22 protein-coding genes are annotated in these 19876 nt (G+C 67.7%); 11 read left to right on the forward strand and 11 right to left on the reverse strand.

Annotated elements, in window-relative coordinates; all coding sequences use genetic code 11:
- Positions 1–143: 143 nt before the first annotated feature.
- Positions 144–1178, reverse strand: coding sequence for a diphthamide biosynthesis enzyme Dph2 (gene dph2, locus ACSR87_RS00745; protein WP_004041521.1), 1035 nt, complete (start codon positions 1176–1178; stop codon positions 144–146).
- Positions 1179–1343: 165 nt separating this feature from the next.
- Here dph2 and ACSR87_RS00750 point away from each other — a divergent pair, with 165 nt between their 5' ends.
- The 4 genes from ACSR87_RS00750 to ACSR87_RS00765 all read left to right on the forward strand — a co-directional run bounded on the left by ACSR87_RS00750 (position 1344) and on the right by ACSR87_RS00765 (position 3785).
- Positions 1344–1997 (forward strand): alpha/beta hydrolase, encoded by a 654-nt coding sequence (locus ACSR87_RS00750; protein ID WP_115802657.1) that lies wholly within the window; start codon positions 1344–1346, stop codon positions 1995–1997.
- Between the two features lie 81 nt (positions 1998–2078).
- A complete protein-coding gene (locus ACSR87_RS00755; RefSeq protein WP_004041523.1) occupies positions 2079–2453 on the forward strand; it encodes a YlbF/YmcA family competence regulator in 375 nt (124 codons plus the stop codon).
- 64 nt (positions 2454–2517) lie between these two features.
- Entirely contained in the window at positions 2518–3135 is a 618-nt protein-coding gene (locus ACSR87_RS00760) for a MinD/ParA family ATP-binding protein (protein ID WP_008574458.1), read from the forward strand.
- A 26-nt stretch (positions 3136–3161) separates the two neighbouring features.
- Complete coding sequence (locus tag ACSR87_RS00765) at positions 3162–3785, forward strand: RAD55 family ATPase (protein ID WP_498529164.1); 624 nt, start codon at positions 3162–3164, stop codon at positions 3783–3785.
- A 64-nt stretch (positions 3786–3849) separates the two neighbouring features.
- On the opposite strand, the gene ACSR87_RS00770 is transcribed toward ACSR87_RS00765, so the two are convergent.
- Together ACSR87_RS00770 and ACSR87_RS00775 are read right to left on the reverse strand one after the other, a co-directional pair.
- Positions 3850–4116, reverse strand: coding sequence for a DUF8049 family protein (locus tag ACSR87_RS00770; protein ID WP_498529165.1), 267 nt, complete (start codon positions 4114–4116; stop codon positions 3850–3852).
- Positions 4117–4189: 73 nt separating this feature from the next.
- A complete protein-coding gene (locus ACSR87_RS00775; protein WP_498529166.1) occupies positions 4190–5122 on the reverse strand; it encodes an FKBP-type peptidyl-prolyl cis-trans isomerase in 933 nt (310 codons plus the stop codon).
- A 155-nt stretch (positions 5123–5277) separates the two neighbouring features.
- On the opposite strand from ACSR87_RS00775, the gene ACSR87_RS00780 reads away from it, so the two are divergent.
- Genes ACSR87_RS00780 through ACSR87_RS00795 form a run of 4 tightly spaced genes read left to right on the forward strand, consistent with a single transcriptional unit; the run spans position 5278 to position 8222 of the window.
- Positions 5278–5781, forward strand: a complete 504-nt coding sequence (locus ACSR87_RS00780; protein ID WP_498529167.1) for a hypothetical protein — start codon at positions 5278–5280, stop codon at positions 5779–5781.
- 1 nt (position 5782) lies between these two features.
- Positions 5783–6490 (forward strand): DUF7546 family protein, encoded by a 708-nt coding sequence (locus tag ACSR87_RS00785; RefSeq protein ID WP_498529168.1) that lies wholly within the window; start codon positions 5783–5785, stop codon positions 6488–6490.
- The gene (locus ACSR87_RS00790) at positions 6487–7914 is read left to right on the forward strand and encodes a hypothetical protein (protein WP_498529169.1); all 1428 of its coding nucleotides are present in this window, start codon (positions 6487–6489) and stop codon (positions 7912–7914) included. Before ACSR87_RS00785 ends, ACSR87_RS00790 begins: the two co-directional genes overlap by 4 nt.
- 20 nt (positions 7915–7934) lie before the next feature.
- On the forward strand, positions 7935–8222 hold the full coding sequence (locus ACSR87_RS00795; protein WP_498531008.1) for a DUF7410 domain-containing protein: 288 nt from the start codon (positions 7935–7937) through the stop codon (positions 8220–8222).
- A gap of 16 nt (positions 8223–8238) precedes the next feature.
- On the opposite strand, the gene ACSR87_RS00800 is transcribed toward ACSR87_RS00795, so the two are convergent.
- The 7 genes from ACSR87_RS00800 to ACSR87_RS00830 all read right to left on the reverse strand — a co-directional run bounded on the left by ACSR87_RS00800 (position 8239) and on the right by ACSR87_RS00830 (position 13831).
- The gene (locus ACSR87_RS00800; RefSeq protein ID WP_498529170.1) at positions 8239–8448 is read right to left on the reverse strand and encodes a hypothetical protein; all 210 of its coding nucleotides are present in this window, start codon (positions 8446–8448) and stop codon (positions 8239–8241) included.
- 191 nt (positions 8449–8639) lie between these two features.
- Complete coding sequence (locus tag ACSR87_RS00805; RefSeq protein WP_004041533.1) at positions 8640–9041, reverse strand: hypothetical protein; 402 nt, start codon at positions 9039–9041, stop codon at positions 8640–8642.
- 216 nt (positions 9042–9257) lie between these two features.
- Positions 9258–9491 (reverse strand): hypothetical protein, encoded by a 234-nt coding sequence (locus ACSR87_RS00810; protein WP_049896063.1) that lies wholly within the window; start codon positions 9489–9491, stop codon positions 9258–9260.
- Complete coding sequence (locus ACSR87_RS00815) at positions 9488–9748, reverse strand: cytochrome C oxidase subunit IV family protein (RefSeq protein WP_049913451.1); 261 nt, start codon at positions 9746–9748, stop codon at positions 9488–9490. Before ACSR87_RS00815 ends, ACSR87_RS00810 begins: the two co-directional genes overlap by 4 nt.
- Positions 9749–9758: 10 nt before the next feature.
- A complete protein-coding gene (locus ACSR87_RS00820; protein WP_498529171.1) occupies positions 9759–12320 on the reverse strand; it encodes a cbb3-type cytochrome c oxidase subunit I in 2562 nt (853 codons plus the stop codon).
- Positions 12317–13108 (reverse strand): cytochrome c oxidase subunit II, encoded by a 792-nt coding sequence (coxB, locus tag ACSR87_RS00825; RefSeq protein ID WP_115859788.1) that lies wholly within the window; start codon positions 13106–13108, stop codon positions 12317–12319. Before coxB ends, ACSR87_RS00820 begins: the two co-directional genes overlap by 4 nt.
- 207 nt (positions 13109–13315) lie before the next feature.
- Positions 13316–13831 (reverse strand): DUF6789 family protein, encoded by a 516-nt coding sequence (locus ACSR87_RS00830; RefSeq protein ID WP_004063179.1) that lies wholly within the window; start codon positions 13829–13831, stop codon positions 13316–13318.
- Between the two features lie 114 nt (positions 13832–13945).
- On the opposite strand from ACSR87_RS00830, the gene cyaB reads away from it, so the two are divergent.
- Together cyaB and ACSR87_RS00840 are read left to right on the forward strand one after the other, a co-directional pair.
- Complete coding sequence (gene cyaB, locus ACSR87_RS00835; protein ID WP_275879481.1) at positions 13946–14503, forward strand: class IV adenylate cyclase; 558 nt, start codon at positions 13946–13948, stop codon at positions 14501–14503.
- A 127-nt stretch (positions 14504–14630) separates the two neighbouring features.
- On the forward strand, positions 14631–15839 hold the full coding sequence (locus tag ACSR87_RS00840; RefSeq protein ID WP_004041540.1) for a methionine adenosyltransferase: 1209 nt from the start codon (positions 14631–14633) through the stop codon (positions 15837–15839).
- A 72-nt stretch (positions 15840–15911) separates the two neighbouring features.
- Here ACSR87_RS00840 and ppk1 read toward each other — a convergent pair whose 3' ends face one another.
- On the reverse strand, positions 15912–18410 hold the full coding sequence (gene ppk1, locus ACSR87_RS00845; protein ID WP_498531009.1) for a polyphosphate kinase 1: 2499 nt from the start codon (positions 18408–18410) through the stop codon (positions 15912–15914).
- A 263-nt stretch (positions 18411–18673) separates the two neighbouring features.
- Here ppk1 and thiI point away from each other — a divergent pair, with 263 nt between their 5' ends.
- Positions 18674–19849: a tRNA uracil 4-sulfurtransferase ThiI gene (thiI, locus tag ACSR87_RS00850; RefSeq protein WP_498529172.1), complete on the forward strand. Its 1176-nt coding sequence runs from the start codon at positions 18674–18676 to the stop codon at positions 19847–19849.
- Positions 19850–19876: the final 27 nt, after the last annotated feature.

Raw genomic sequence — 19876 nt, forward strand, 5'->3', positions numbered from 1 at the left:
TCAGGAAATATGACTCGTCTTCGGGCGGGACGCGACAGACGAGTGTAAGGACGCGGACCCGAGCCGGCGCGTCGCTCTCGCGGCACCGAGTCGAGTCGCTTACCGGAAATTTCGGGTTCCCGGGTGTCGCGGGGAGTCTCGGGCTACCAGGTGCCGTGGAACGTGTCGAATTCGAGGGCGTCGAGCGGCTCGTCGCCGACGGCGATGCGGTACTCCTGCGGCGTGAGCATGGGCTTGTGGAAGCGCGGGCCGTCGTCGGTCGTGATGCGCGGGCAGCCGGTGTTGACGAACGCGTCCATGTCGAAGTTGCGCAGGCGGTCTGGCGTCACCTCGTCCATGGTGATGAGGTAGGCGTTCTCGTTGTCCTCCAGAATCTTCTCGGCGATTTCCATGCGGCCCTGACCGATTTTCGTACAGAAGATGACGCCCCACTTCTCGGCGTCCATCGCCTTGTGGACCGAGGCGTAGCGCTGTTTCATGAACTTCCGCGTGTCGGCGATGGTGACGACGTTGTTGACGGGGTCGGCGATGACGACGTTCTTGTCGGGGTGTTCCATCGCGAGGCCGAGCGGGTGGAACTTGCCGCCGCCGACGTAGAGCACGTCGTCGGCCGGGATGTCCGCCGAGGCGTAGTTGCAGCCGAGAACCTGTCCCTCGTAGGTGAGGCGGTCGTCGCCCTTGCGGGTCTGGACGGTGTAGCCGCGCTCTTCGAGCCAGTCGCACATGTCCTCGAAGCGGTTCATGTGCTGGGCGGTGGTGACGAGACCGACCTCGTCGCCCTCGATGTCGTCGAGCGCGTCTTCCATGATGGGGAAGGGGTCGACGTTGGAGAACAGCGGGACGTAGATGATTTTGTCCGACTCCTTCATCGGCGAGTGGCCGAAGTGGACGAACACGTCGGTCCGGCGCATGAGGTACGTGTCGAGGTCGCACGCGCCGTAACACGGCTGCCCGGAGAGCATGAACGTCACGTCGTCGTCACAGAGCTGTCGGAGGTCGTCGGCAACCGCCGGGCCGCGGCGCTTCAGCCCCTCGGGGAACTGGAGGCCGACGCGCTTGGCGTCGCGTTCCTCGATGGCTTCGACGATCTGTTCGAGTTCGTAGTCCCACTCCCGGTCGTGCTTGAGCGACATCCCGGTGTTTCGAAGGTCTCCCTCCGAGGTGGCGTCCTGGCTCATTGCCCCATCGTTGCGGACGGAGCCGTTTAACCACCGCGCTTCCCCACGAGCGAGCGTCACACACCCACACGCGAGTCGGCCGGCGGTGCGGCGCCCGCGACGGTGTCACCCGGTTACCCGCCCGTCACTCGGGGATTCAAGGCTCGCGGCGGCCTACCGGTGTCCATGTCGGACATCCCCCTCGAACACGTCCACGTCGAACCGTCGGAACCGGGCGACGGGCCGGCTCCCGCCGTCGTCTTGCTCCACGGCCGCGGCTCGAACGAACAGGACCTCCTGTCTATCGCACAGGAGTTCCCCGACCACGTCCACGTCGTGAGCCTCCGCGCGCCCGACCGTCTGCAAGGCGGCTACACCTGGTACGAACTCGACCTCTCGGGGGGCGGTCTCCACGAGAGCCAGCCCCACGCCGAGCAGTTCGAACGCTCGCGGAATCTCGTCCGCGAGGCCATCGCCGGCGCGGTCGAAGCGTACGACATCGACCCCGACCGAATCGGCCTCCTCGGCTTCAGTCAGGGCGCGATTACCAGCCTGTCGCTCCTCCTCGACGACCCCGACGACTACGCGTGGGTCGTCGCGCTCCACGGCTACCTCGCGGACTCCCACGCCGACCTCGACCCCGACGGCATCGCGGGCAAACCGGTGTTCGTCGGCGGCGGGTCGATGGACCAGATCATCCCGACCTCGCGGGTCGAACGCGCCGCCGAGCGCCTCCGCGAACTCGGCGCTGACGTGACGGCGAACGTCTACAACGCGCCCCACGGCGTCGGCCCGGACGAACTGCAGGACGTGGCCGCGTTCGTCGACGCCCACGTCTGAGCGCGCCTGACGCTCGAAACGCTCGCGCCGTCGCCTTCCCCGTTCGGCAGGTTGAAACCGCTCGCACCCCAACGCGCGGCTATGAGCACGCAGACGACGCGGCTCGAGGAACTCGGGCGCGAACTCGGCGAAGCCATCGCCGACCATCCGAAGTACGAAGCCTACGAGGAGGCGAAAGCCGCCGTCGAAGCCGACGACGACGTGCAGGAACTCATCACGGAGTTCAACCAGCTTCGCGAGGAGTTCAACGTGTCCCGGCAGATGGGTGAAGCGACCCAAGAGGGGCTCCGGAAGGTCCAAGCGGCACAGGAGGAGCTCCACTCCGAGCCCGTGATGGAGGAGTACCTCCTCGCGCAGGCCGAACTCGTCGGCGAGTTAGAGAAGATTAACGAGGCCATCTCGGAGCCGCTCGCGGTCGACTTCGGCGGCGAGGCCGGCGGTTGCTGTAACGACTAAGCTCGGCTCGACGCGACTCGTTTTCGCCGCAGGTTCAAGTACCAAGCCGGGGCCAGCCTCGGCTATGTTGGCAATCGCGGGCGGCAAGGGCGGCAGCGGGAAGACCACGACGACCCTCGGACTGGCGAGCGCGCTCGACGGCCCGGTGCTCGCCGTCGACGCCGACAGGGACATGCCGAACCTCCACACGATGGCCGGCGTCGGACGACCGGTGGACGCCGCCTCTGGCGCACCCGTACGGGAGCCGTCGGTTCGGTCGCATCCGACCGACTCGACCGTCTCCGTGCTGCCGGCACCCGCCGGGGCCGACGACGACGCCTTCGAGCGGTGGCTCCGAACCGCCGCGGGCGACGAGCGGCGCTCGGTCGTCGACTGTCCCGCGGGAGCCGGCCCCGACGCCGCCGTCCCGCTCCGCGTCGCCGATGGCGTGGTCGTCGTGTCGCCGCTGTGCGCGCCGGCGCTCCGCGATGCGGCGAAGACGGCCGCGATGGCGCGGGCGCTCGGCACCCCGGTCGTCGGATGTGTCATCTCTCGGTCACGAGTGGCTCCCGAGGCGGTGTCCGACCTCGTGGGCGCGCCGGTGCTCGGGACCGTTCCGGAGGAGTCGTCGCCAGTACTCACTCGGCCGACAGTTCGGGCCGCGTACCGTCGGATAGCCGACAAGATACCGGGGAAGAAGTAATATGAGCGACCCCCTTACACACGGTTATGTCTCGACTGGCGACGGGAATCGACGTGCTCGACCGCCAACTGGGTGGGGGCATTCCCGCGGGGAGCATCGTCCTCCTCGCCGCCGACCCGGCCAGCCAGTCAGAGCTGTTTTTACACGAACTGACGACTACGCGAGGGACGCTGTGGCTGACGACGATTCGCTCCGCCGAGGCCGTCTCCGACGCGCTCGACCGAAACCCCGGACCGACCGGAACCCCCACGGTCCGCGACGTGGGCGGCGACGCGCCGCTCGACACGGCGAACAGCCTGGTCCGTGACCTGCCGGAGGGCGCGAATCTCATCATCGACGTGGCGGACGTGCTCGAACGCAACGAGAGCGCCCGCTACCGGAAGTTCCTCAACGACCTCCAGACCCACATGGTCAACACGCGCGGCCTGACCGTCCTCCACGGGCTGAAAGGCGAATCGGTCCCGGACAACCGCGACCTGACCGAACACATGGCCGACGTGGTGTTCGACCTCGACACGAAGATAGACGGCTCGGAAATCGTCAATCGGCTCGCGGTCCCGAAGTTCCGCGGCGGCCGCGCGCTCGACGAGACCATCAAGCTCCGGCTCGCGGAGCGCATCAGCGTCGACACCAGCCGCGACATCGCCTGAGCGTCGCATCGGCGGCGAGTCGGGTTGGGTCAAGTCGGGTCAGCTCAGGCCGGACGGCGGGCGGTTAGAACACGAAGAAGCCGAACGTGCCGAGCGTGACGACCGCAACGAGCGCCATCCACGTTCGGGCGGACAGCGCCGCGCCGCGGGAGAAGACGTAGGCGAAGTACGGTGCGAGCGGCGAGAGGCGGTAGACGAACGGCACCTCGATACCGGCGCCGTATTCGAGCGAGAGCGTCAGTGCGACGGTGCAGACCCCGGCGACGAGCGCGACTTTCACGTCTGTGAGGTCGCGGAACTGGTCCGTCGCGGCGTCGTCTGGCGAAGCCATGGCTACGAGGCGGTCGGAAGGCGAGTATCAAGAAGCCGCCGATTCGCCGGGACGGCGAGGGCGGCGGAGTCGCTTACTCTTCGTCGGCGTCGAGTTCCGCGGCGAGTTCGTCGGCGTCGATGTCGACGTCCTCGATTGCCTCTTCGATGTCGGCGCCGCCCGCGCCGCCCATCATGCCGCCGAGGCCGCCCATGCCGCCCATGCCGCCCTCGATGGTCTCCTGGACGATGACGCGGTCGATGTCCAGCCGCTGCATGATGTCCTGCGCAATCTGCTGCTTGGAGAACATCCACTGCTGGTTCATCGTCATCTGCGGCGTCGCCTCGATGTAGAGCGTGTCCTTCTCGACGGTGACGGTCTCCGTCTCGGGTTCGGCGTCTTCATCCTCGTCGTCGTCGGACTCGACGACCTGCTCCTCTTCGACCTCGTCCGTCTGAATCCAGACTTCGGGGGCCTGCTGGAGGTACATGCCGAGGAGGCCGGAGGCCTGCTCCTCGCGGTCGTCGACGAGTTCGAGCACTTCGTACTCGTATTCGAGGTCCTCGCCGGCGAGGGGGTGGTTGAAGTTGACGCGGGCGCGACCGCCGATGATGGTCTCCAGACGGCCCTGGTCGCCGTCGATGGTGACCTGCGCGCCGGGGTAGCGGTCGTCCTCGTCGATTTTGTTGGCGCTGACCGTGCGCACTTCGTCCTCGTCGTACTCGCCGAAGGCGTCGACCGCCGGAATCTCGACGGTGTCCTCGTCGCCCGCCTCGGCACCGATGAGGGCGTCGTCGACCTCGGGGAAGACGTGACCGGCACCGACGATGACGACGCGGGGCTCGAACTCGTAGCCCTCGACGTCGATCTCGGCCTCTTCGGCCACTTCTTTGTCCGTCGTGTCGACGACGTCGCCGTCCTCGATCGTTCGCACCGTGTACGCGAGGCGGACGAAGTCGCCGTCCTGAATACCGGACTCGACCTCTTCATCGACCTGCTCGGCCTCCGCCTGCTGTTCGTCGCTCATACACGCTACGTGACTCGTGCGACCCTTAAGAATCACGTTTCGCCGTCGCGACGCGTTCGAGGCGGCCGACAACCGGGAACTCGGCCCCGAGGGCCGCTGTGGGGTCGAATCGCTTATATCATTGTCGATGGTTATAGAAAACGAGGAATGTTCACATGGCACAAACTGGCTTGTTCCTCGGGTTCGTCCTCGGCGTCGCACTGCTGGCGCTCACCGTGTTTCTGACCGGACGCGGTTGGCGACAGTACTCCGTCACGAGCGTTCCGACGCCGACCGGTGGCGGATCGTCGGGGAACGCGGGCGAAAGCGAGCGCGGGAGCGGGACCGAGACCGGGACCGGGACCGGGACCGCCGCGCGCCGCTGGGCCGACGACCCGACGGTGCTGTCGCTCGTCTTCCTCCTCGCGGCGCTCGGCTTCGGCGCGGTTGCGGTGCTGTTCGTCGGCGGCAGCACCATCCCCGAGGGCGTGTCGGACGCCGCGGGGCCGGTGCTCGTCGCCGGGACGCTCACCGTCGTGGTCACGTACCTGTTCTACGGGACGTACCACGCCGCGCGGGGGCGCGGGCTGGAGCGGTCGCAGGCGGCGCTTCTCGGGTCGTGGGTGCTCGGCCTGCTGTTCGTCGTCGGCGTCGCGCTCAGGTTGGTGGGTCTCCTCTGAGATGGCGACCTCGTACGCGGGGCGATTCGACCCCCGGCACGCGTCGCGGCTGTGGTGGCTCGCGGCGCTCTGCTGGGTCGAGGCGCTCGCCGCCGGGGCGTACCTCTCCGCCGCGCCGGAGCGCGTCGAGAGCCTCCGGTACCTGTTCTATCCGTTCGTCTGGATAACCGTCGGCGCGGCGGCCGTCCTCTGGACCGAGCCACCGCGGTCGAGCGGCCGGGCGCAAGTCGTCGCCGGCGCGGTCGCCGCCGCGTACTTCCTCGTCCTCGCGGCGCTGGCCGGGTTGGTGTCCGTGGACTTCGTCGCGCTGCTCGGCGGGAGCCACGGGCACGCCACGGCGCACTATCCGACCGGCTGGCAGTTCTCGCTCGCCGCGCCGGGCTGGGGGCCGCGAGTGGGCTACGCCGGCGAAGTCGTCTCCGCGACGTTCGTCCCGTACCGCGTCGCCGGCTACCTCGCGCTCGCGTACCTCGTCTACGCCGCCGCCCTCGACGCGGCGAGGCGCGCGCTCTCGGGAGCGCTCGGACTCGTCTCCTGTGTCGGCTGCACCGTCCCGCTCGTCGGCGGCCTCACCGCGGGCGCGGCCGGGGGCACCGGCGTCGTGAGCGCGCTCCGGGCGCTCTCGGTCGACATCTCGACGCTGGTGTTCGTCGCCGCCGTCGCCCTGCTCGCGCTCGGACCGTCGCTGGCGGCGCGGGCGCGGCGATGAGCCGACGCGCCGAGGGAGGAAAGGTCCGCGCCGCGGCTCGACGCGGAGCCGTCTGGACCGCTGCGCTGGCGGTCGTCTCGGTCACTTTTTCGACTTCGGCGCTCGCGCACGCCGGCTCGCTGGCCGGGTCGCTCCGCTCGGTCCCGGCCCCGTTCTGGCTCGTTGTCGTCTCCGGCGGCGGCGTCGTCTGCGTTTCGTTTCTGCTGTCGGCGTTCGTCACCGACGACGAGACGCTGGACGCCTTCGAGCGCGCGGGCGTCCGAATCGGAGCGCTCGCCGGAGCCGTCGCAACCGCGGAAGCCGCGCTCAAACTCCTCGGCGTCGCCGCGCTCGTCCTCGTCGTCGCCTTCGGGCTGTTCGGGCCGCCGGTCGGCATCGCTAACCTCGGCGTCCTGCTCGTGTGGGTCGGCTGGTGGGCCGGGTTCACGATGGTCGCCTACCTCGTCGGGAACGCGTGGCCGCTGGTGAACCCGTGGCGGACGCTCGGCGCGGCGCTTCGGGGTCGATTCGTGGCGGGAGGGAGGCTATCGCGCCCCTACCCCGACCGACTCGGGTCGTGGCCCAGCGTCGCCGGTCTGCTCGGACTCGTCTGGCTGGAGGTCGTCAGTCCGCTCGCGGCGAACCCGCGGGCGCTCGCCGTCGTGGTCGTCGCGTACAGCCTCGGCACCGTCGGCGGCGCGGTCGTCTACGGCGACGCGTGGTTCCGCCGCGCCGACCCCGTCGCGCGGGTGTTCCGACTGTACGGCCTGCTCGCGCCGGTCCGGCGGGGCGACGGCGGCGGCATCTCGATTTCGGTTCCCGGCGCGGGGCTGGCACGCAGCCGCGAGCGACTCGGCGCCGACGACGTGGCCTTCGTCGTCGCGCTCCTCTGGGTGACGACGTTCGACGGCCTCGTCGTCACCGTCGCGTGGGGCCGCGTCCTCGACGCCGCGGCTCCGGTCCCCGCGTGGCTCGCGAACCTCGTCGGAATCGTCGCGGGCTTTCTCGTCTTTCTCGGCGGCTACCGGCTGGCTGCGCGAATCGCCCGCGGAACCGCGGACACGTACGTGACCGTCGGCTTCGTCTCCGGCTGGTTCGCGCCCGCGTTGGTCCCCATCGCCGCCGGCTACCACCTCGCGCACTTCCTCGGCTACGTCGTCGGACTCGCGCCCGCGCTGGTCGCGGTCGCGACCTCGCCGCTGTCGCCGCCCGCGAACCCCTCGGTGCTGGTCGTTCCCGCGTGGTTCGGCGGCCTCCAGTTGGCGTTCGTCGTCCTCGGCCACCTGCTTTCGGTGTGGGTGGCCCACGCCCGCGCGTTCGACCTCTTTCCGGGTCGTCTGCAACCGCTCCGAAGCGAGTACCCCTTCGTCGCCGTCACGGTCGGCTACACGATGGCGAGCCTGTGGGTCGTCGCCCAACCGACGGTCGGAGGTGTCGCCGGATGAGTCGCAGAGCGAGTCGCGGGGTGAGCCACGAAGAATCAGTTGTCGTTCCCGAAACCGCCGTCCTCGACGGCGAAACCGCGGCGGCGACGTGTCCGTACTGCGACCGCCCGTTCCGCCGGGAGCGACTCCGAGACCTCCACGTCGGTGACGCACACGAGAGACTGAGTGACGGCGAAAAGGCGGCGTACGAGGCCGCGGTCGAGGCCGAGGACGAAGACCTATTCATCTACCATCTGAAGGTCGCGGGCGCGCTCGGGGTGGTCTTCACGGCGCTGTTCCTGCTCGCAGTCGTGGGATTCAGCCTGTGAGCGCGGCGCGAGTCAGTCAGGCGTGGTCGCCGCCGTGTTCGCCCTCGTGGGGGTCCGGCAGACGCATCACGACGCCGGTGAGCACGCCGACGCCCGCCAGCGCGACGCCGCCGCCGACCACGACGAACGATTCGCTCGCGCCGACGGCCTCCGAGACGAGGAGGACCGCGAGTCCGAGGACGACGGCCCCGAAGGCTGCCACGAGGGCGACAGTAGTCCGATTCATGCGTACTGTTACCACACCGAAGTCAAAGAAGGTACGTGCGAGTGCGGCGGCGGAAAGAAAGACGCTGTTGAAGCCCTCAGTTACGGATGGGGTTCTGCGGTCGGACTGAATGGAGTGTGCGAATACGGCACGAAGTGAGACGTTGCGAGCGATTCCACCTCGACTGACCCGTACCCGCCTACCGTGAGGTCTCAGTCGGAGCCAAACAGCGCTTGCGTGAGTGCGCCACCGTAGGCGAGTCGCGAACCGAGCCAGAGCGCGCCGAGGGTGACGCCCACCGCCACGAGGTAGGGACCCGGCTCCGGGAGGCGACCGCTCGCCACGCGAGCAAGGCGGTCCGCCAGAACGATGCCGCCGAACCAGACCACCAAGAACGCGACATGTTGGTGCAGGGACTTCCGTCGGCGTGCGTGACGGTAACCGACGACGAGGAAGCCCGCGAGCAGCAAGATGCTGACAGCCGCGAGGGCGAGAAAGCGGAGCCGTCCGCCGAGCGCAAACACCGAGGGGATGCCGATTACCACCGCGAGAACAAAGATGGTCTGGACGACCAGTCCAAGAGACGGTTCGGTGTTGGAGGGCTGTTCAGACACAGATTGCGGTCACGGACGACGAAGCAATGAATCTTCTCCACGCGACCGGAGACCGGTCGTTCGGGTTGGCGCTACCCTACTTACCGGCCGGACCATCTCTCGTGACGCTCGCCGTTATCCCAGATACTTCGCTGGATACACCCTCCCGCCTCACATGGGTTCTGTCAGTTTCTAACGGATTCACAGGGCCTCAGAAGGGGACGAACAACGTTCCAGTTAGGCCGCGTTCTCGCCGGTCGTCGCGGCGGCGACGACGAGCGCGAAGACGGCCACCGCGAGCACGAGACCCGGACCGACGACGAGCGGGTCTGTGAGCCTTCCGGGGGCGACGCGGGTCATCATGACGGTCACGCCGACGCCGACGGGGACCGAAAACAGGAGCGCGTAGCCGACCGCGACGAGGGTTTCGCGGGAGCGCCAGCGGGGATGGGAGTCGGCTCGCACGGTCAGAGGAGCGAGTACGACGCCGCGAGCGTGAGCGCCAGCGCGGCCGCGAGGCCGATGCCGACCAGATACGTCAGCGACCGCGGCTCGAACCGGAGGTGCTGGAAGTACGCCGCGACCAGCACCGCCTTCGCGGCCGACAGGACCATGATGACGCCGAAGGCCAGCCAGTAACTCAGCCCGGCGAACTCGACCAGCACCTGGACGGTCGCCGAGACGAACAACACCACGTAAATCGCCGTATAGAGTTTCGTTGATACCATCTTTGTCACCTCACAGGATGTAGAACAGCGGGAACAGGAACAGCCAGACGATGTCGACGAAGTGCCAGTAGAGGCCGAAGTACTCCACCGAGCGGCTGTCTTCGAGGTACGCGCCCCGCCAGGCGCGCGCGGTCAGGTACAGCGCGATGACGAGTCCCGCGATGACGTGGGCCGCGTGCAGGCCGGTCGTGAGGAAGAACGTCGAGGCGCGGACGTTCGTCGAGAGCCACAGCCCCTCGTGGAACAGGTGCTGCCACTCCAGCCCCTTGTTGACGAGGAAGCCGATGCCGAGGACGAACGTCGCCCCGAGACTCGTCACGAGGCCCCACTTGTGTCGCTTCTCGGCCGCGACGAGCGCGAGGACGACCGTGAAACTGCTCGTGAGCAGGATGTACGTGTTCACGAGTCCGGGAATCGGGTCGGACGGAATCGGCTCCCAGCCGGTCCAGCCGAAGGCGACGCGGGTGAACACGTACGCCCCGATGAAGCCCCCGAACAGCACCACGTCGGACGCGAGGAATATCCACATCCCGACCTTGCCGTTGTCGATGCCGGCGAAGGGCCACGCCTCGCCCTCCTCGAAGACCGGGCCGTGGAACGGTTCGAGCCCCATGGCGACGAGCGACCCCAGGGTGACGACGCCGCCCGCGACGGCCGTCGTCGCGTAGGCGGCCCCGACCATCCCCGCGGGGAACGCGGCGTCCTGAAGCGGCGAGAGGCCGAGGAGGACGAGGAACGCGCCGGCGGAGAGGACGAACGGCCAGATGCTCGCGTGGCTCGGTCCCTCGACTTCGGTCGCCTCGGCGGTCGGGAGCGCGGACGAGACCGCCGTCGTTGCCGACGCGGTGACGCCGCCGTCGGAGACGGCCGCGCCGGTCGGCCCGCTAGAGCGGTCCTCGCTCGGCGCGGCCTCGCCGGCGTCGAGGAATTCGAGGTGTCTGTTTCGGTAGGTCGGCGTCCCGTCGAAGTTCTCCAGCGGCGGCGGCGACGGGACGGCCCACTCGGCCGTCGTCGCGTACTCCCACGGGTTGTCTGGCGCGGGGTCGCCGGCGAAGGCGCTCTTGAACAGGTTGTAGAACATGATGAGAAACGACAGCCCGAGGACGAACCCGCCGACGGTGGCGAGCTGGTGCCACGGCGCGAGTTCGGGCGCGTAGTCGAACACGCGCCGGGGCGTCTCCCACGCGACGAAAAGCGGGAAGTACAGCAGATTGAAGCCGACGAAGTAGACGGCGAAGTGGAGTTTGCCGAGGAACTCGTCGTACATCCGGCCGGTCATCTTCGGGAACCAGTAGTAGAGGCCGCCGACGAGCGCCGTCACCCCGCCGACCATCACGTAGTGGAAGTGGGCGACGACCCAGTAGGTGCCGCGGAACTCGTAGTCGAGGACGACCGCGCCGAGGAAGACGCCGGTGATGCCGCCGATGATGAACAACAGGAGCGCCCCGAAGACGAACAGGAACGGCGTCGTGAAGCGTATCTTCCCCTTCAGCATCGTGTAGATGAGCGCGAACACCATCAGGTCGAACGGCAGGGAGATGCCGATGGTGGTAATCATAAAGAGCGTCTTCACCTGGAGGTTGATGCTCGTCAGGAACATGTGGTGCATCCAGACGGCGAAGCTCTGGATGGCGACGAGCACCATCGCGAGGATGAACCACTTGCGGCCGACGATGCGGCGGCCGGTGAACGTCTGGAACACCTCGGCCATGACGCCGAGCGCCGGGAAGAAGACGATGTACACCTCGGGGTGGCCGAAGAACCAAAACAGGTGGGTCCACAGGAGCGCCCCCGCCGGCGACTCCATGGCGAAGTAGGTCGTCCCGAGCAGGCGGTCCGACGAGAGCACCAGAAGCGCCGCCAAGAGCGCCGCGAAGGCGAACAGCATCATCCACGCGGTCAGGAGAATCGTCCAGCTGAACAGCGGGAGGTTCCGGAGCGTCAGCCCCTCGGCGCGCATCCGGTGCATCGTCGTCAGGAAGTTGACCGACGAGACGGTGACGGAGGCGACGAACAGCACGAGCGCCAAGACGGCCGTCGACGCCCCCACGTCCGGCGTGAACGTCGGGACGTTCAGCGGGGCGTACATCGTCCACCCGCCGGAGAACGTCCCCCCTTGGAAAAACGAGACGCCGAACAGGATGCCCGAAAAGAGGTAGAGCCAGTACGACAGCGCGTTGAGCCGCGGGAACGCGAGGTCCTTCGCGCCGAGTTGGAGCGGGACGACGTAGTTGGCGAAGCCGAACGCGAACGGCGAGAGGAACCAAAACACCATCAACAGCCCGTGGGCCGAGACGGCCTGATTGTACGCGACGGGCGAGAGAATCCCCTCGCCGAGCGCGCGCGGAGCGAGCAGTTGGACGCGCATCAGCCACGCGAGGACGCCGCCGAGCACGAGGAAGAAAAGCGACGTGACGACGTAGAGGATGCCAACGTCCTTGTGGTTCGTCGTGACGAACCAGCGCTTGATGCTCCCCGTGCCGGGGAAGTCGTGGCCGTGGTCGTCGCCGCCGCGAGCGACCTCGTGGCCGCCGTCGGCCGCGGCGTCCCGTTCGGGAGACGCGTCGGTCATGGAACCACCGCCGGTCGGAGGTTCGATTGCGCGGCGACCGATTCATCGGCGCTCGACTCGTTCGCTGTCGCGTTGTCCGCTGTCGCGTTGTCCGCGGTCGTGTTCGCGTACCACGCCTCGTACTCGTCGGGCGGCATCACGACGACCTCGGCGGACATGTAGGAGTGGCCGGCCCCGCAGAGTTCGTAACACTGCGCGGTGTACGTCCCCGGTTCGTCGGCGGTGAACCACGTCTCCGTCTCCTGACCGGGGATGGCGTCGGATTTGACGCGTAACTCCGTGACCCCGAAGTTGTGGAACACGTCCGCCGTGGTAATCGTCAGTCGGACGGGCCGGTCGGCGGGGACCCGGAGCACGCCGTCGGTGGTGTGGCCGTTCGGGTAGGTAAAGCGCCAGCCGAACTGGTAGCCCTCGACGGCCACGTCGAGCGACTCGTCGTCGGCGGGGCCTTCCTCGACGTACAGGAGCGTCAGATACGTCCACGAGACCAGCGAGACGACGATGACCATGCTCATGAAAAACGAGGTGAACAGCTTCCGGCCCCCGCCGCTCCCCGACGGGAGTTCACCGAGGACGAGGCGGTCCCCGTCGTCGATGTGGCCGTTTCCGGAGCCGGAGCGATACTTGTACGCGTTGTAGAGCATATACCCCACGACGACGACGCCCACGAGCGTCCCCAAGAGCAGGAACACCTCGAAGATGCTCTCGAAGACGAACGCGCGGGTCCCCCGCGGAACCAACCCCGACTGGAGCGGGAACGCGGCCGTCAGTACGAGTTCCGTGACCATTGATAACACCACCCAAATAAGATAATTAACGTTCGTGATGATTATTGTTTCGGAGCAATCGGCGGAAGCGGCGTCGAACGGGCGGTTCCGGTCGGTCGCAGGGCGAAGCGGGGAGCAAAACGAGCGAAGTCGCCGGCGACGACGAGTGATGGCGGACGGGCGGCGGGCGGCGGACGACGGCGACCGCGTCTGCGGCCGCGGTGACGCTCAGACCTCGTGTTGCGGGATGTCCGCGAACAGTTCGAGCAGGTAGCCGAGCGAGAGGCCGTACACCCAGTGAGCCAGAAGCGAGAACACGAGGAACGAGGCGATGACGAACGCGTCCGCGGGCGGCCAGAACGCCGGCACGAACCCGACCCAGTAGAGCGTCGCGAACGACACGCCGCGGAGGTACTTCGGTGACTCCGGCGGGAGGAACGCGCCGACGACGACGAACGTCACCGGGAGGACGACGACCCCGCCGATGCCGAAGAGGAACGCTCCGAGGGCGAGCGTCGGTTCGTAGCCGAAGAACGCCCCCATACCGGCGAACCGCGTAATCGGCTCGGTCGTAAACAGACCGAGGAGTTCGGGGATGCCGACGAGGACGGGCAGCATCAACACCGTCCCGACGAAGCCGCTTGCCATCGCAGTGAGGATGACGTTCCCCGTGATGTCGTAGTCGGCGGTCTCGCCGGCGCGCTGTTCGACCGCGGTAGCCGGGTTCGGCGTCTCTTGACTCATACTCCCGTCATACTACGGGTTCTTTCATGATAAAAGGTGATAAATGCCATAGTGTTGAGGGGTCGCCGGCGCGAGTCACCGAGGTTTTTGCCCTCCGGACGCGCCCGTGAGTGCATGTACGAAGTCGAGGTCAAGGTCCGCGCGGACCACGGCGCGGTTCGCGAGCGACTCGACGCGGCCGGGGGCGAACAGGTCAACCGCGTCGCCCAGACGGACACCTACTACGACGCCCCGCACAGGGATTTCGCAGAGACCGACGAGGCGCTCCGACTCCGCCGGGAGTCGCGCTACGAGGGCGGCGAACCCGCCGACGAGGAGACCGTCGTCACCTACAAGGGACCGCTCGTGGACGAGTCGTCGAAGACCCGCCGGGAGTACGAGACCGGCGTCGAAGACGGTGAAACGATGGACGCCATCTGCGAGGCGGTCGGCTTCGAACCCGCCGCGACCGTCGAGAAAGAGCGCGAGCGGTTCGCCCTCGACGGCTACACCGTCTCGCTCGATTCGGTGTCCGGACTCGGCGAGTTCGTGGAGGTCGAAATCGAAGTCGAGTCCGGCGTCGACGACGCCCGCGACGGGGCGTTCGCCGTCCTCCGGGACCTCGGCCTCGACCCCGACGACCAGATTCGGACCTCCTACCTCGGGATGCTGCTCGGGTCGCCCGAAGAATAGACGGACTATCGACCCCCGCGGGCGTCCGCAACCTCGGCAGATACTGCCCGAGCATACTCTCAGGTAATACGAGTGTGGCCAAAGGTTTCCGCAAGTTATAGAACCGCCCGCCGGGTACGTCCCGCCAATGAGCGACCGAAATATCCGCCTCGAATCCGCCGACAAGCGCGCGGTCGAGGACCAGGAGGTCGAAATCGTCGAGCGAAAGGGTATCGGGCACCCCGACTCCATCTCCGACGGCATCGCCGAGAGCGTCTCCCGCGCCCTCTCGAACCTCTATCTCGACCGCGTCGGCAAAGTGCTGCACTACAACACCGACGAGACCCAGCTCGTCGCCGGCACGGCCGCGCCCGCCTTCGGCGGCGGCGAGGTCATCGAGCCCATCTATCTCCTCATCGTCGGCCGCGCCACGAAGGAGTACGACGGCGAGAAGATTCCCGTCGACTCGACGGCGCTCCGGGCCGCCCGAGAGTACCTCAACGAGAACATCCCCGGGCTCGACGTGGGCACCGACATCATCGTCGACGTGAAACTCGGCGAGGGCTCCGGCGACCTCCAGGACGTGTTCGGCGAGGAGACCCAGCAGGTCCCGATGGCCAACGACACGAGTTTCGGCGTCGGCCACGCCCCCCTGACCGAGACGGAGCGCATCGTCCTCGAAGCCGAGCGCGCCCTCAACGGCCCGGCCTACGGCGACGACCACCCCGAACTCGGACAGGACATCAAGCTCATGGGCAAACGCGAGGGCGACGTCATCGACGTGACCGTCGCCGCCGCGATGGTCGACAAACACCTCGACGACATCGACGACTACGTCGCCGCCGTCGACGACGTGCGCGAGTTCGTCTCCGACCTCGCCACCGACTACACCGACCGCGAGGTCAACGTCGAGGTCAACACCGCCGACGACTACGACGAAGGCTCCATCTACCTCACGACGACCGGCACGTCCGCCGAGCAGGGCGACGACGGCTCCGTCGGCCGCGGCAACCGCGCCAACGGCCTCATCACGCCGAACCGCCCGATGAGCATGGAAGCGACCTCCGGCAAGAACCCCGTCAACCACATCGGGAAGATTTACAACCTGCTTTCCACCCACATCGCCGAGACGGTCGTCGACGAGGTCGACGGCATCCGCGACCTCCAGGTCCGCCTGCTCTCGCAAATCGGTCGCCCCATCGACGAACCCCACGTCGCCGACGCGAAGGTCATCACGGACGACGGCGTCACCATCGCTGACATCGAAGACGAGGTTATCGCCATCATCGACCGCGAACTCGCGAACGTGACCGACATCACCCGCCGGACCATCGAAGGCGAACTCAGCACGTTCTGAGGCGTCGCCTCGCGGCGGGTCGAAACCAAAAACGGAACACCGACCGCCGCGTCGCCCGCGAGGGCGACGACGCTACTCTTCGCCGTAGTACTTCTCGACCAGCCGCGCGGCCGCCTCGGCCGTCTTCCGGTAGTCGCGGTCGCCGTCCGGCGTCCGAACCGCGTACTCGTAGTGCCGACTGCTCGGCACGTACCACTTCTCGGGGAAGTCGTCGAGGACGTGCTGCGGGTCGCCGTTCTTCGGCGCGCCCGCGCCCGCTTCGACCGCGGAGTCGGTGGTGTCGTCGGCGTCATCCCTGTCGTCGGCGTCGTCCCCGTCACTGGCTTCGGCCTCCCCGTCGTCTCGGGGGGCCATCACGGACGGGTCGGACTCCACGAGGAGCGTCTCGGGCACGTCGGGATGCGACGCCGAGATGCCGCGGTGGACGCCGGGCGTGTTCGACGCCGCGAGCGTCTGGTCCATCAGAATCTTCTGCATGCTAATCTCGTGGCCGTCGCCGGGGTCGCGCTGGTCGTAGCTGCCGTCGGCGTTCATCTCCCACGCCTTCCGGTTGTCCCCGAAGCCGAGTTCGAGGATGAACCGCAACTGCTCGCGGATGTCGGGGTCTTCGACGGGGGCGATGGCCTCCACGCGCTTGTCGAGGTTGCGGGTCATCCAGTCCGCCGAACCGACGTAGTAGTCGGGGTCGCCCGCGTTCTCGAAGTAGAAGATGCGCGAGTGTTCGAGGAAGCGGTCCACGACGCTGCGGACCGTGACGGTCTCCGAGACGCCTTCCAGTCCGGGTCGGAGCCGACAGATGTCGCGGACGAGCAGGTCGATGTCGACGCTGGCCATCGAGGCCTCGTACAGTTCCTCGACGATGCCGGGGTCTTCGAGCGCGTTCATCTTGGCGACGATGCGGGCGTCGCGGCCGGCCCGGGCGTGTTCGGCCTCCCGGCGGATGCACTTCGTGAACTCGGTTCGCATCGTCACGGGCGCGATGAGGAGCTTCCGGAACTCCTCGTCCAAGGAGGGACCGGTGAAGAAGTTGAACACCTTCACGAGGTCCTGTCCGATGTCGCGGTCGGCGGTGAGGACGCCGAGGTCGACGTAGCCCTTCGCGGTCCCGGAGTGGTAGTTCCCCGTGGCGACGTGGGAGTAGAGGCGGACGCCGTCTTCCTCCTCGCGGACGACGAGCGCCGTCTTCGTGTGCGTCTTGAGGCCGATGGTGCCGTAGGCGACGTGGATGCCCTCCTCTTCGAGGCGACGGACCCATTCGAGGTTGTTCTGCTCGTCGAACCGCGCTTTGAGCTCGACCATCGCCGCGACCTGTTTGCCGTTGTCGGCGGCGTCGATGAGCGCCTCGATGACCTGCGAGTCCGAGGCCGTCCGGTAGATGGCGGCCTTGATGGCCAACACGTCGGGGTCGTTGGCGGCCGCGTCGAGGAACTCCTGGACGGTGTCACCGAACGAGTGGTACGGGTGGTGCAACAGCACGTCTTTGCGGCGAATCTCGTCGAAGATGGTGTCGCCGTCGTCGCCGGCCGCCTCGGGGGACGACGCGCCCGAGCCGAGCCCCGCGTCGGCCGTGTCGAGGTCCGAAAACCGCGGGTGCGGCTGGGGTGTCCACGACTCCAGCGAGAGGTCCGGGCGGTCGAGGTCCGTGAGGTCCATCAGTTCGCGGTAGTCGAGCGGCCCGCGGAGTTCGAACACCTCGCGGTCGTCGAGGTCCAACTGTTCGACGAGGAGGTCCCGCGCGGCCGCGGGCGCGTCGGCCTCGATTTCGAGGCGGACCACGGTGGCGAAGCGGCGCTGTTCGAGCACCTCCTCTATCATGTCGATGAGGTCCTCCGCGACCTCCTCGTTGCGGCGGACCTCGGCGTTTCGCGTCAGCTTGAACACCGCGGTGTCGACGACCTCGACGTTCGGGAACAGCAGGTCGAGGTTGGCGCGGATGACCTCCTCCAAGAGGACGTATCGGACCTCGTCGCCGTCGGTCTCGACCTCGACGAGCCGCGGGCGGTTCTGCGGAATCTTCACCCGGGTGAACGTCTGGTCGCCGTCGTCGTCGCGGGTGACCACCGCGAGCGACAGCGAGAGGTTCGAGATGAACGGGAACGGGTGGGCCGGGTCGAACGACAGGGGCGTCAGCGTCGGCAGCACCGAGAGTTCGAAGTAGTCCCGCATCCCCGCCCGTTGGTCGGGCGTCAGGTCGTCGTAGTCACAGATGTGGATGCCCTCCCCGGCGAGCGCCGGGCGAATCTCCTCGCGGTAGCACTCGGCCTGTCGCTCGAACATAGGCCGGGCCTTGTCGATGGCCTCCTCCCACTGCTTGAGGGGCGTCCGGCCGTCGGTCGTCCGCTCCGTCACGCCGGCGTCTATCTGCTGTTTCAGCCCGCCGACGCGCTTCATGAAGAACTCGTCTAAGTTCTTCGTGAAGATGGAGAGAAATCGGACCCGTTCGAGAAGCGGGTTCCGGTCGTCGAGGGCTTCGTTGAGCACGCGGGACTGGAACTCCAGTTCGCTCAGCTCGCGGTTGAGATAGTACTGGGGGTCTGCGAGGTCGATGTCGGCTGGCAACTCGTCGGTCATTGGCATCGAGTGGGCGTCAAGTGGGCGTCGGGTGTGCGTCGGGCGGGCGGCGAGCGCGACGGCGGGTCGGTCGGCGGGTATACGAGAGGGAAACGGTGTGAAATCTATTAAGCGGTTTATATTGTTTCGCCGTCTGTCTACGGTTCAGTAAATTGTACTATTTACAAATATATAACACTAATAGCGAGAGGGAGCTTCGCCGCGTCGGATGCGGATGCCCCGCGAAACGAGACGCTGAAGGGCGCTCGCGGAGAACGTCGACCGTGAATCAGACGGCGTACGTCGTCCTCGTCGGCTACGGCGAGGTGGGCACGAAGAGTTCGAGCGTCCGAGCGAAGATGGAGGCCAGATTACGGACGAACCTCCAGGCGGTCCTCGACGACCGCTCGCTCCCGGGCCGCGTCGAGCGGGAGTGGTCCCGCCTGCTCGTCCGCGACGCGGCCGACGCCGAGGCCGTCGCGGCCGCCTGCGCCGAGGTGCCGGGCGTCGTCTGGGCGCGCCCCTGCGTCGCCTGCGACCCCGTCCTCGACGACATCGTCACGGTCTGTCGAACTCTCGCGTCCGACCACCCCGACGGGGCGGCGTTCGCCGTCGACGCCGACCGCGTCGGTGACGCCGACCAACACGCGTTCACGAGTTCCGACCTCGAACGCGAGGCCGGGAGCGCCGTCGTCGAGGCGACCGGCGCGCCCGTGGACCTCGACAACCCCGACCGAACCTACCGCATCGAGTGCCGCGAGGAGACGGCGTATCTCTCCGTGCGGCGGTTCGACGGCCCCGGCGGCCTCCCGCTCGGAACGCAGGGACGGGCCGTCTCGCTCGTCTCCGGCGGCATCGACTCGCCGGTGGCGACGTGGGAACTGATGCGCCGCGGTTGCGAAATCGTCCCCGTCTACGTCGATTTGGGCGACTACGGTGGCGCTGACCACCGCGCGCGGGCAATCGAGACGGTGCGGACCATCGCTCGTCGCGCCCCGAACGCGGACATGCGAATGCACGTCGTTCCCGCCGGCGACGTGGTCGAGCGACTGATGGAGTCCGTCGATGACACCCGGATGCTCTCGCTTCGGCGCGCCATGCTCGCCATCGCCGCCGAGGTCGCCACCGACGAGCACGCCCACTCAATCGTGACCGGCGAATCGCTCGGTCAGAAGTCGAGCCAGACCGGCGAGAACCTCGCCGTCACCGAGGCCGCGGTCGACTACCCCGTCCACCGCCCGCTTTTGACCCGCGACAAGACCGACATCGTCGCGGCCGCCCGCGACCTCGGCACTTACGACGACTCGACGCTCCCCGTCGGCTGCGAGCGCGTCGCGCCGAGTTTCCCCGAGACGAACGCCTCGCTGTCGGCCGTCGAGGCCGCGGAGCCCGATGACCTGTTCGACCTCGCGGTGGCGGCCGCCCGCGAGCGAGTCGTCGTCTCGCCCGACGGCGAGTGAGCGCGCGGGAGTGCGAGGTGAGGGTCG

It is taken from the genome of Haloferax sp. SDI50 (assembly GCF_059802635.1).

Excerpts from the sequence above, each read along its gene's own strand:
- ACSR87_RS00750 (WP_115802657.1), top strand. The coding sequence starts at position 1,344 with ATGTCGGACATCCCCCTCGAACACGTCCACGTCGAACCGTCGGAACCG.
- ppk1 (WP_498531009.1), bottom strand. The coding sequence starts at position 18,410 with ATGACCGACGAGTTGCCAGCCGACATCGACCTCGCAGACCCCCAGTAC.
- ACSR87_RS00840 (WP_004041540.1), top strand. The coding sequence starts at position 14,631 with ATGAGCGACCGAAATATCCGCCTCGAATCCGCCGACAAGCGCGCGGTC.
- ACSR87_RS00800 (WP_498529170.1), bottom strand. The coding sequence starts at position 8,448 with ATGAATCGGACTACTGTCGCCCTCGTGGCAGCCTTCGGGGCCGTCGTC.
- ACSR87_RS00775 (WP_498529166.1), bottom strand. The coding sequence starts at position 5,122 with ATGAGCGACGAACAGCAGGCGGAGGCCGAGCAGGTCGATGAAGAGGTC.
- ACSR87_RS00760 (WP_008574458.1), top strand. The coding sequence starts at position 2,518 with ATGTTGGCAATCGCGGGCGGCAAGGGCGGCAGCGGGAAGACCACGACG.
- ACSR87_RS00780 (WP_498529167.1), top strand. The coding sequence starts at position 5,278 with ATGGCACAAACTGGCTTGTTCCTCGGGTTCGTCCTCGGCGTCGCACTG.
- ACSR87_RS00770 (WP_498529165.1), bottom strand. The coding sequence starts at position 4,116 with ATGGCTTCGCCAGACGACGCCGCGACGGACCAGTTCCGCGACCTCACA.
- ACSR87_RS00765 (WP_498529164.1), top strand. The coding sequence starts at position 3,162 with ATGTCTCGACTGGCGACGGGAATCGACGTGCTCGACCGCCAACTGGGT.
- ACSR87_RS00820 (WP_498529171.1), bottom strand. The coding sequence starts at position 12,320 with ATGACCGACGCGTCTCCCGAACGGGACGCCGCGGCCGACGGCGGCCAC.
- coxB (WP_115859788.1), bottom strand. The coding sequence starts at position 13,108 with ATGGTCACGGAACTCGTACTGACGGCCGCGTTCCCGCTCCAGTCGGGG.
- ACSR87_RS00785 (WP_498529168.1), top strand. The coding sequence starts at position 5,783 with ATGGCGACCTCGTACGCGGGGCGATTCGACCCCCGGCACGCGTCGCGG.
- ACSR87_RS00755 (WP_004041523.1), top strand. The coding sequence starts at position 2,079 with ATGAGCACGCAGACGACGCGGCTCGAGGAACTCGGGCGCGAACTCGGC.
- dph2 (WP_004041521.1), bottom strand. The coding sequence starts at position 1,178 with ATGAGCCAGGACGCCACCTCGGAGGGAGACCTTCGAAACACCGGGATG.
- ACSR87_RS00815 (WP_049913451.1), bottom strand. The coding sequence starts at position 9,748 with ATGGTATCAACGAAACTCTATACGGCGATTTACGTGGTGTTGTTCGTC.
- cyaB (WP_275879481.1), top strand. The coding sequence starts at position 13,946 with ATGTACGAAGTCGAGGTCAAGGTCCGCGCGGACCACGGCGCGGTTCGC.
- ACSR87_RS00790 (WP_498529169.1), top strand. The coding sequence starts at position 6,487 with ATGAGCCGACGCGCCGAGGGAGGAAAGGTCCGCGCCGCGGCTCGACGC.
- ACSR87_RS00830 (WP_004063179.1), bottom strand. The coding sequence starts at position 13,831 with ATGAGTCAAGAGACGCCGAACCCGGCTACCGCGGTCGAACAGCGCGCC.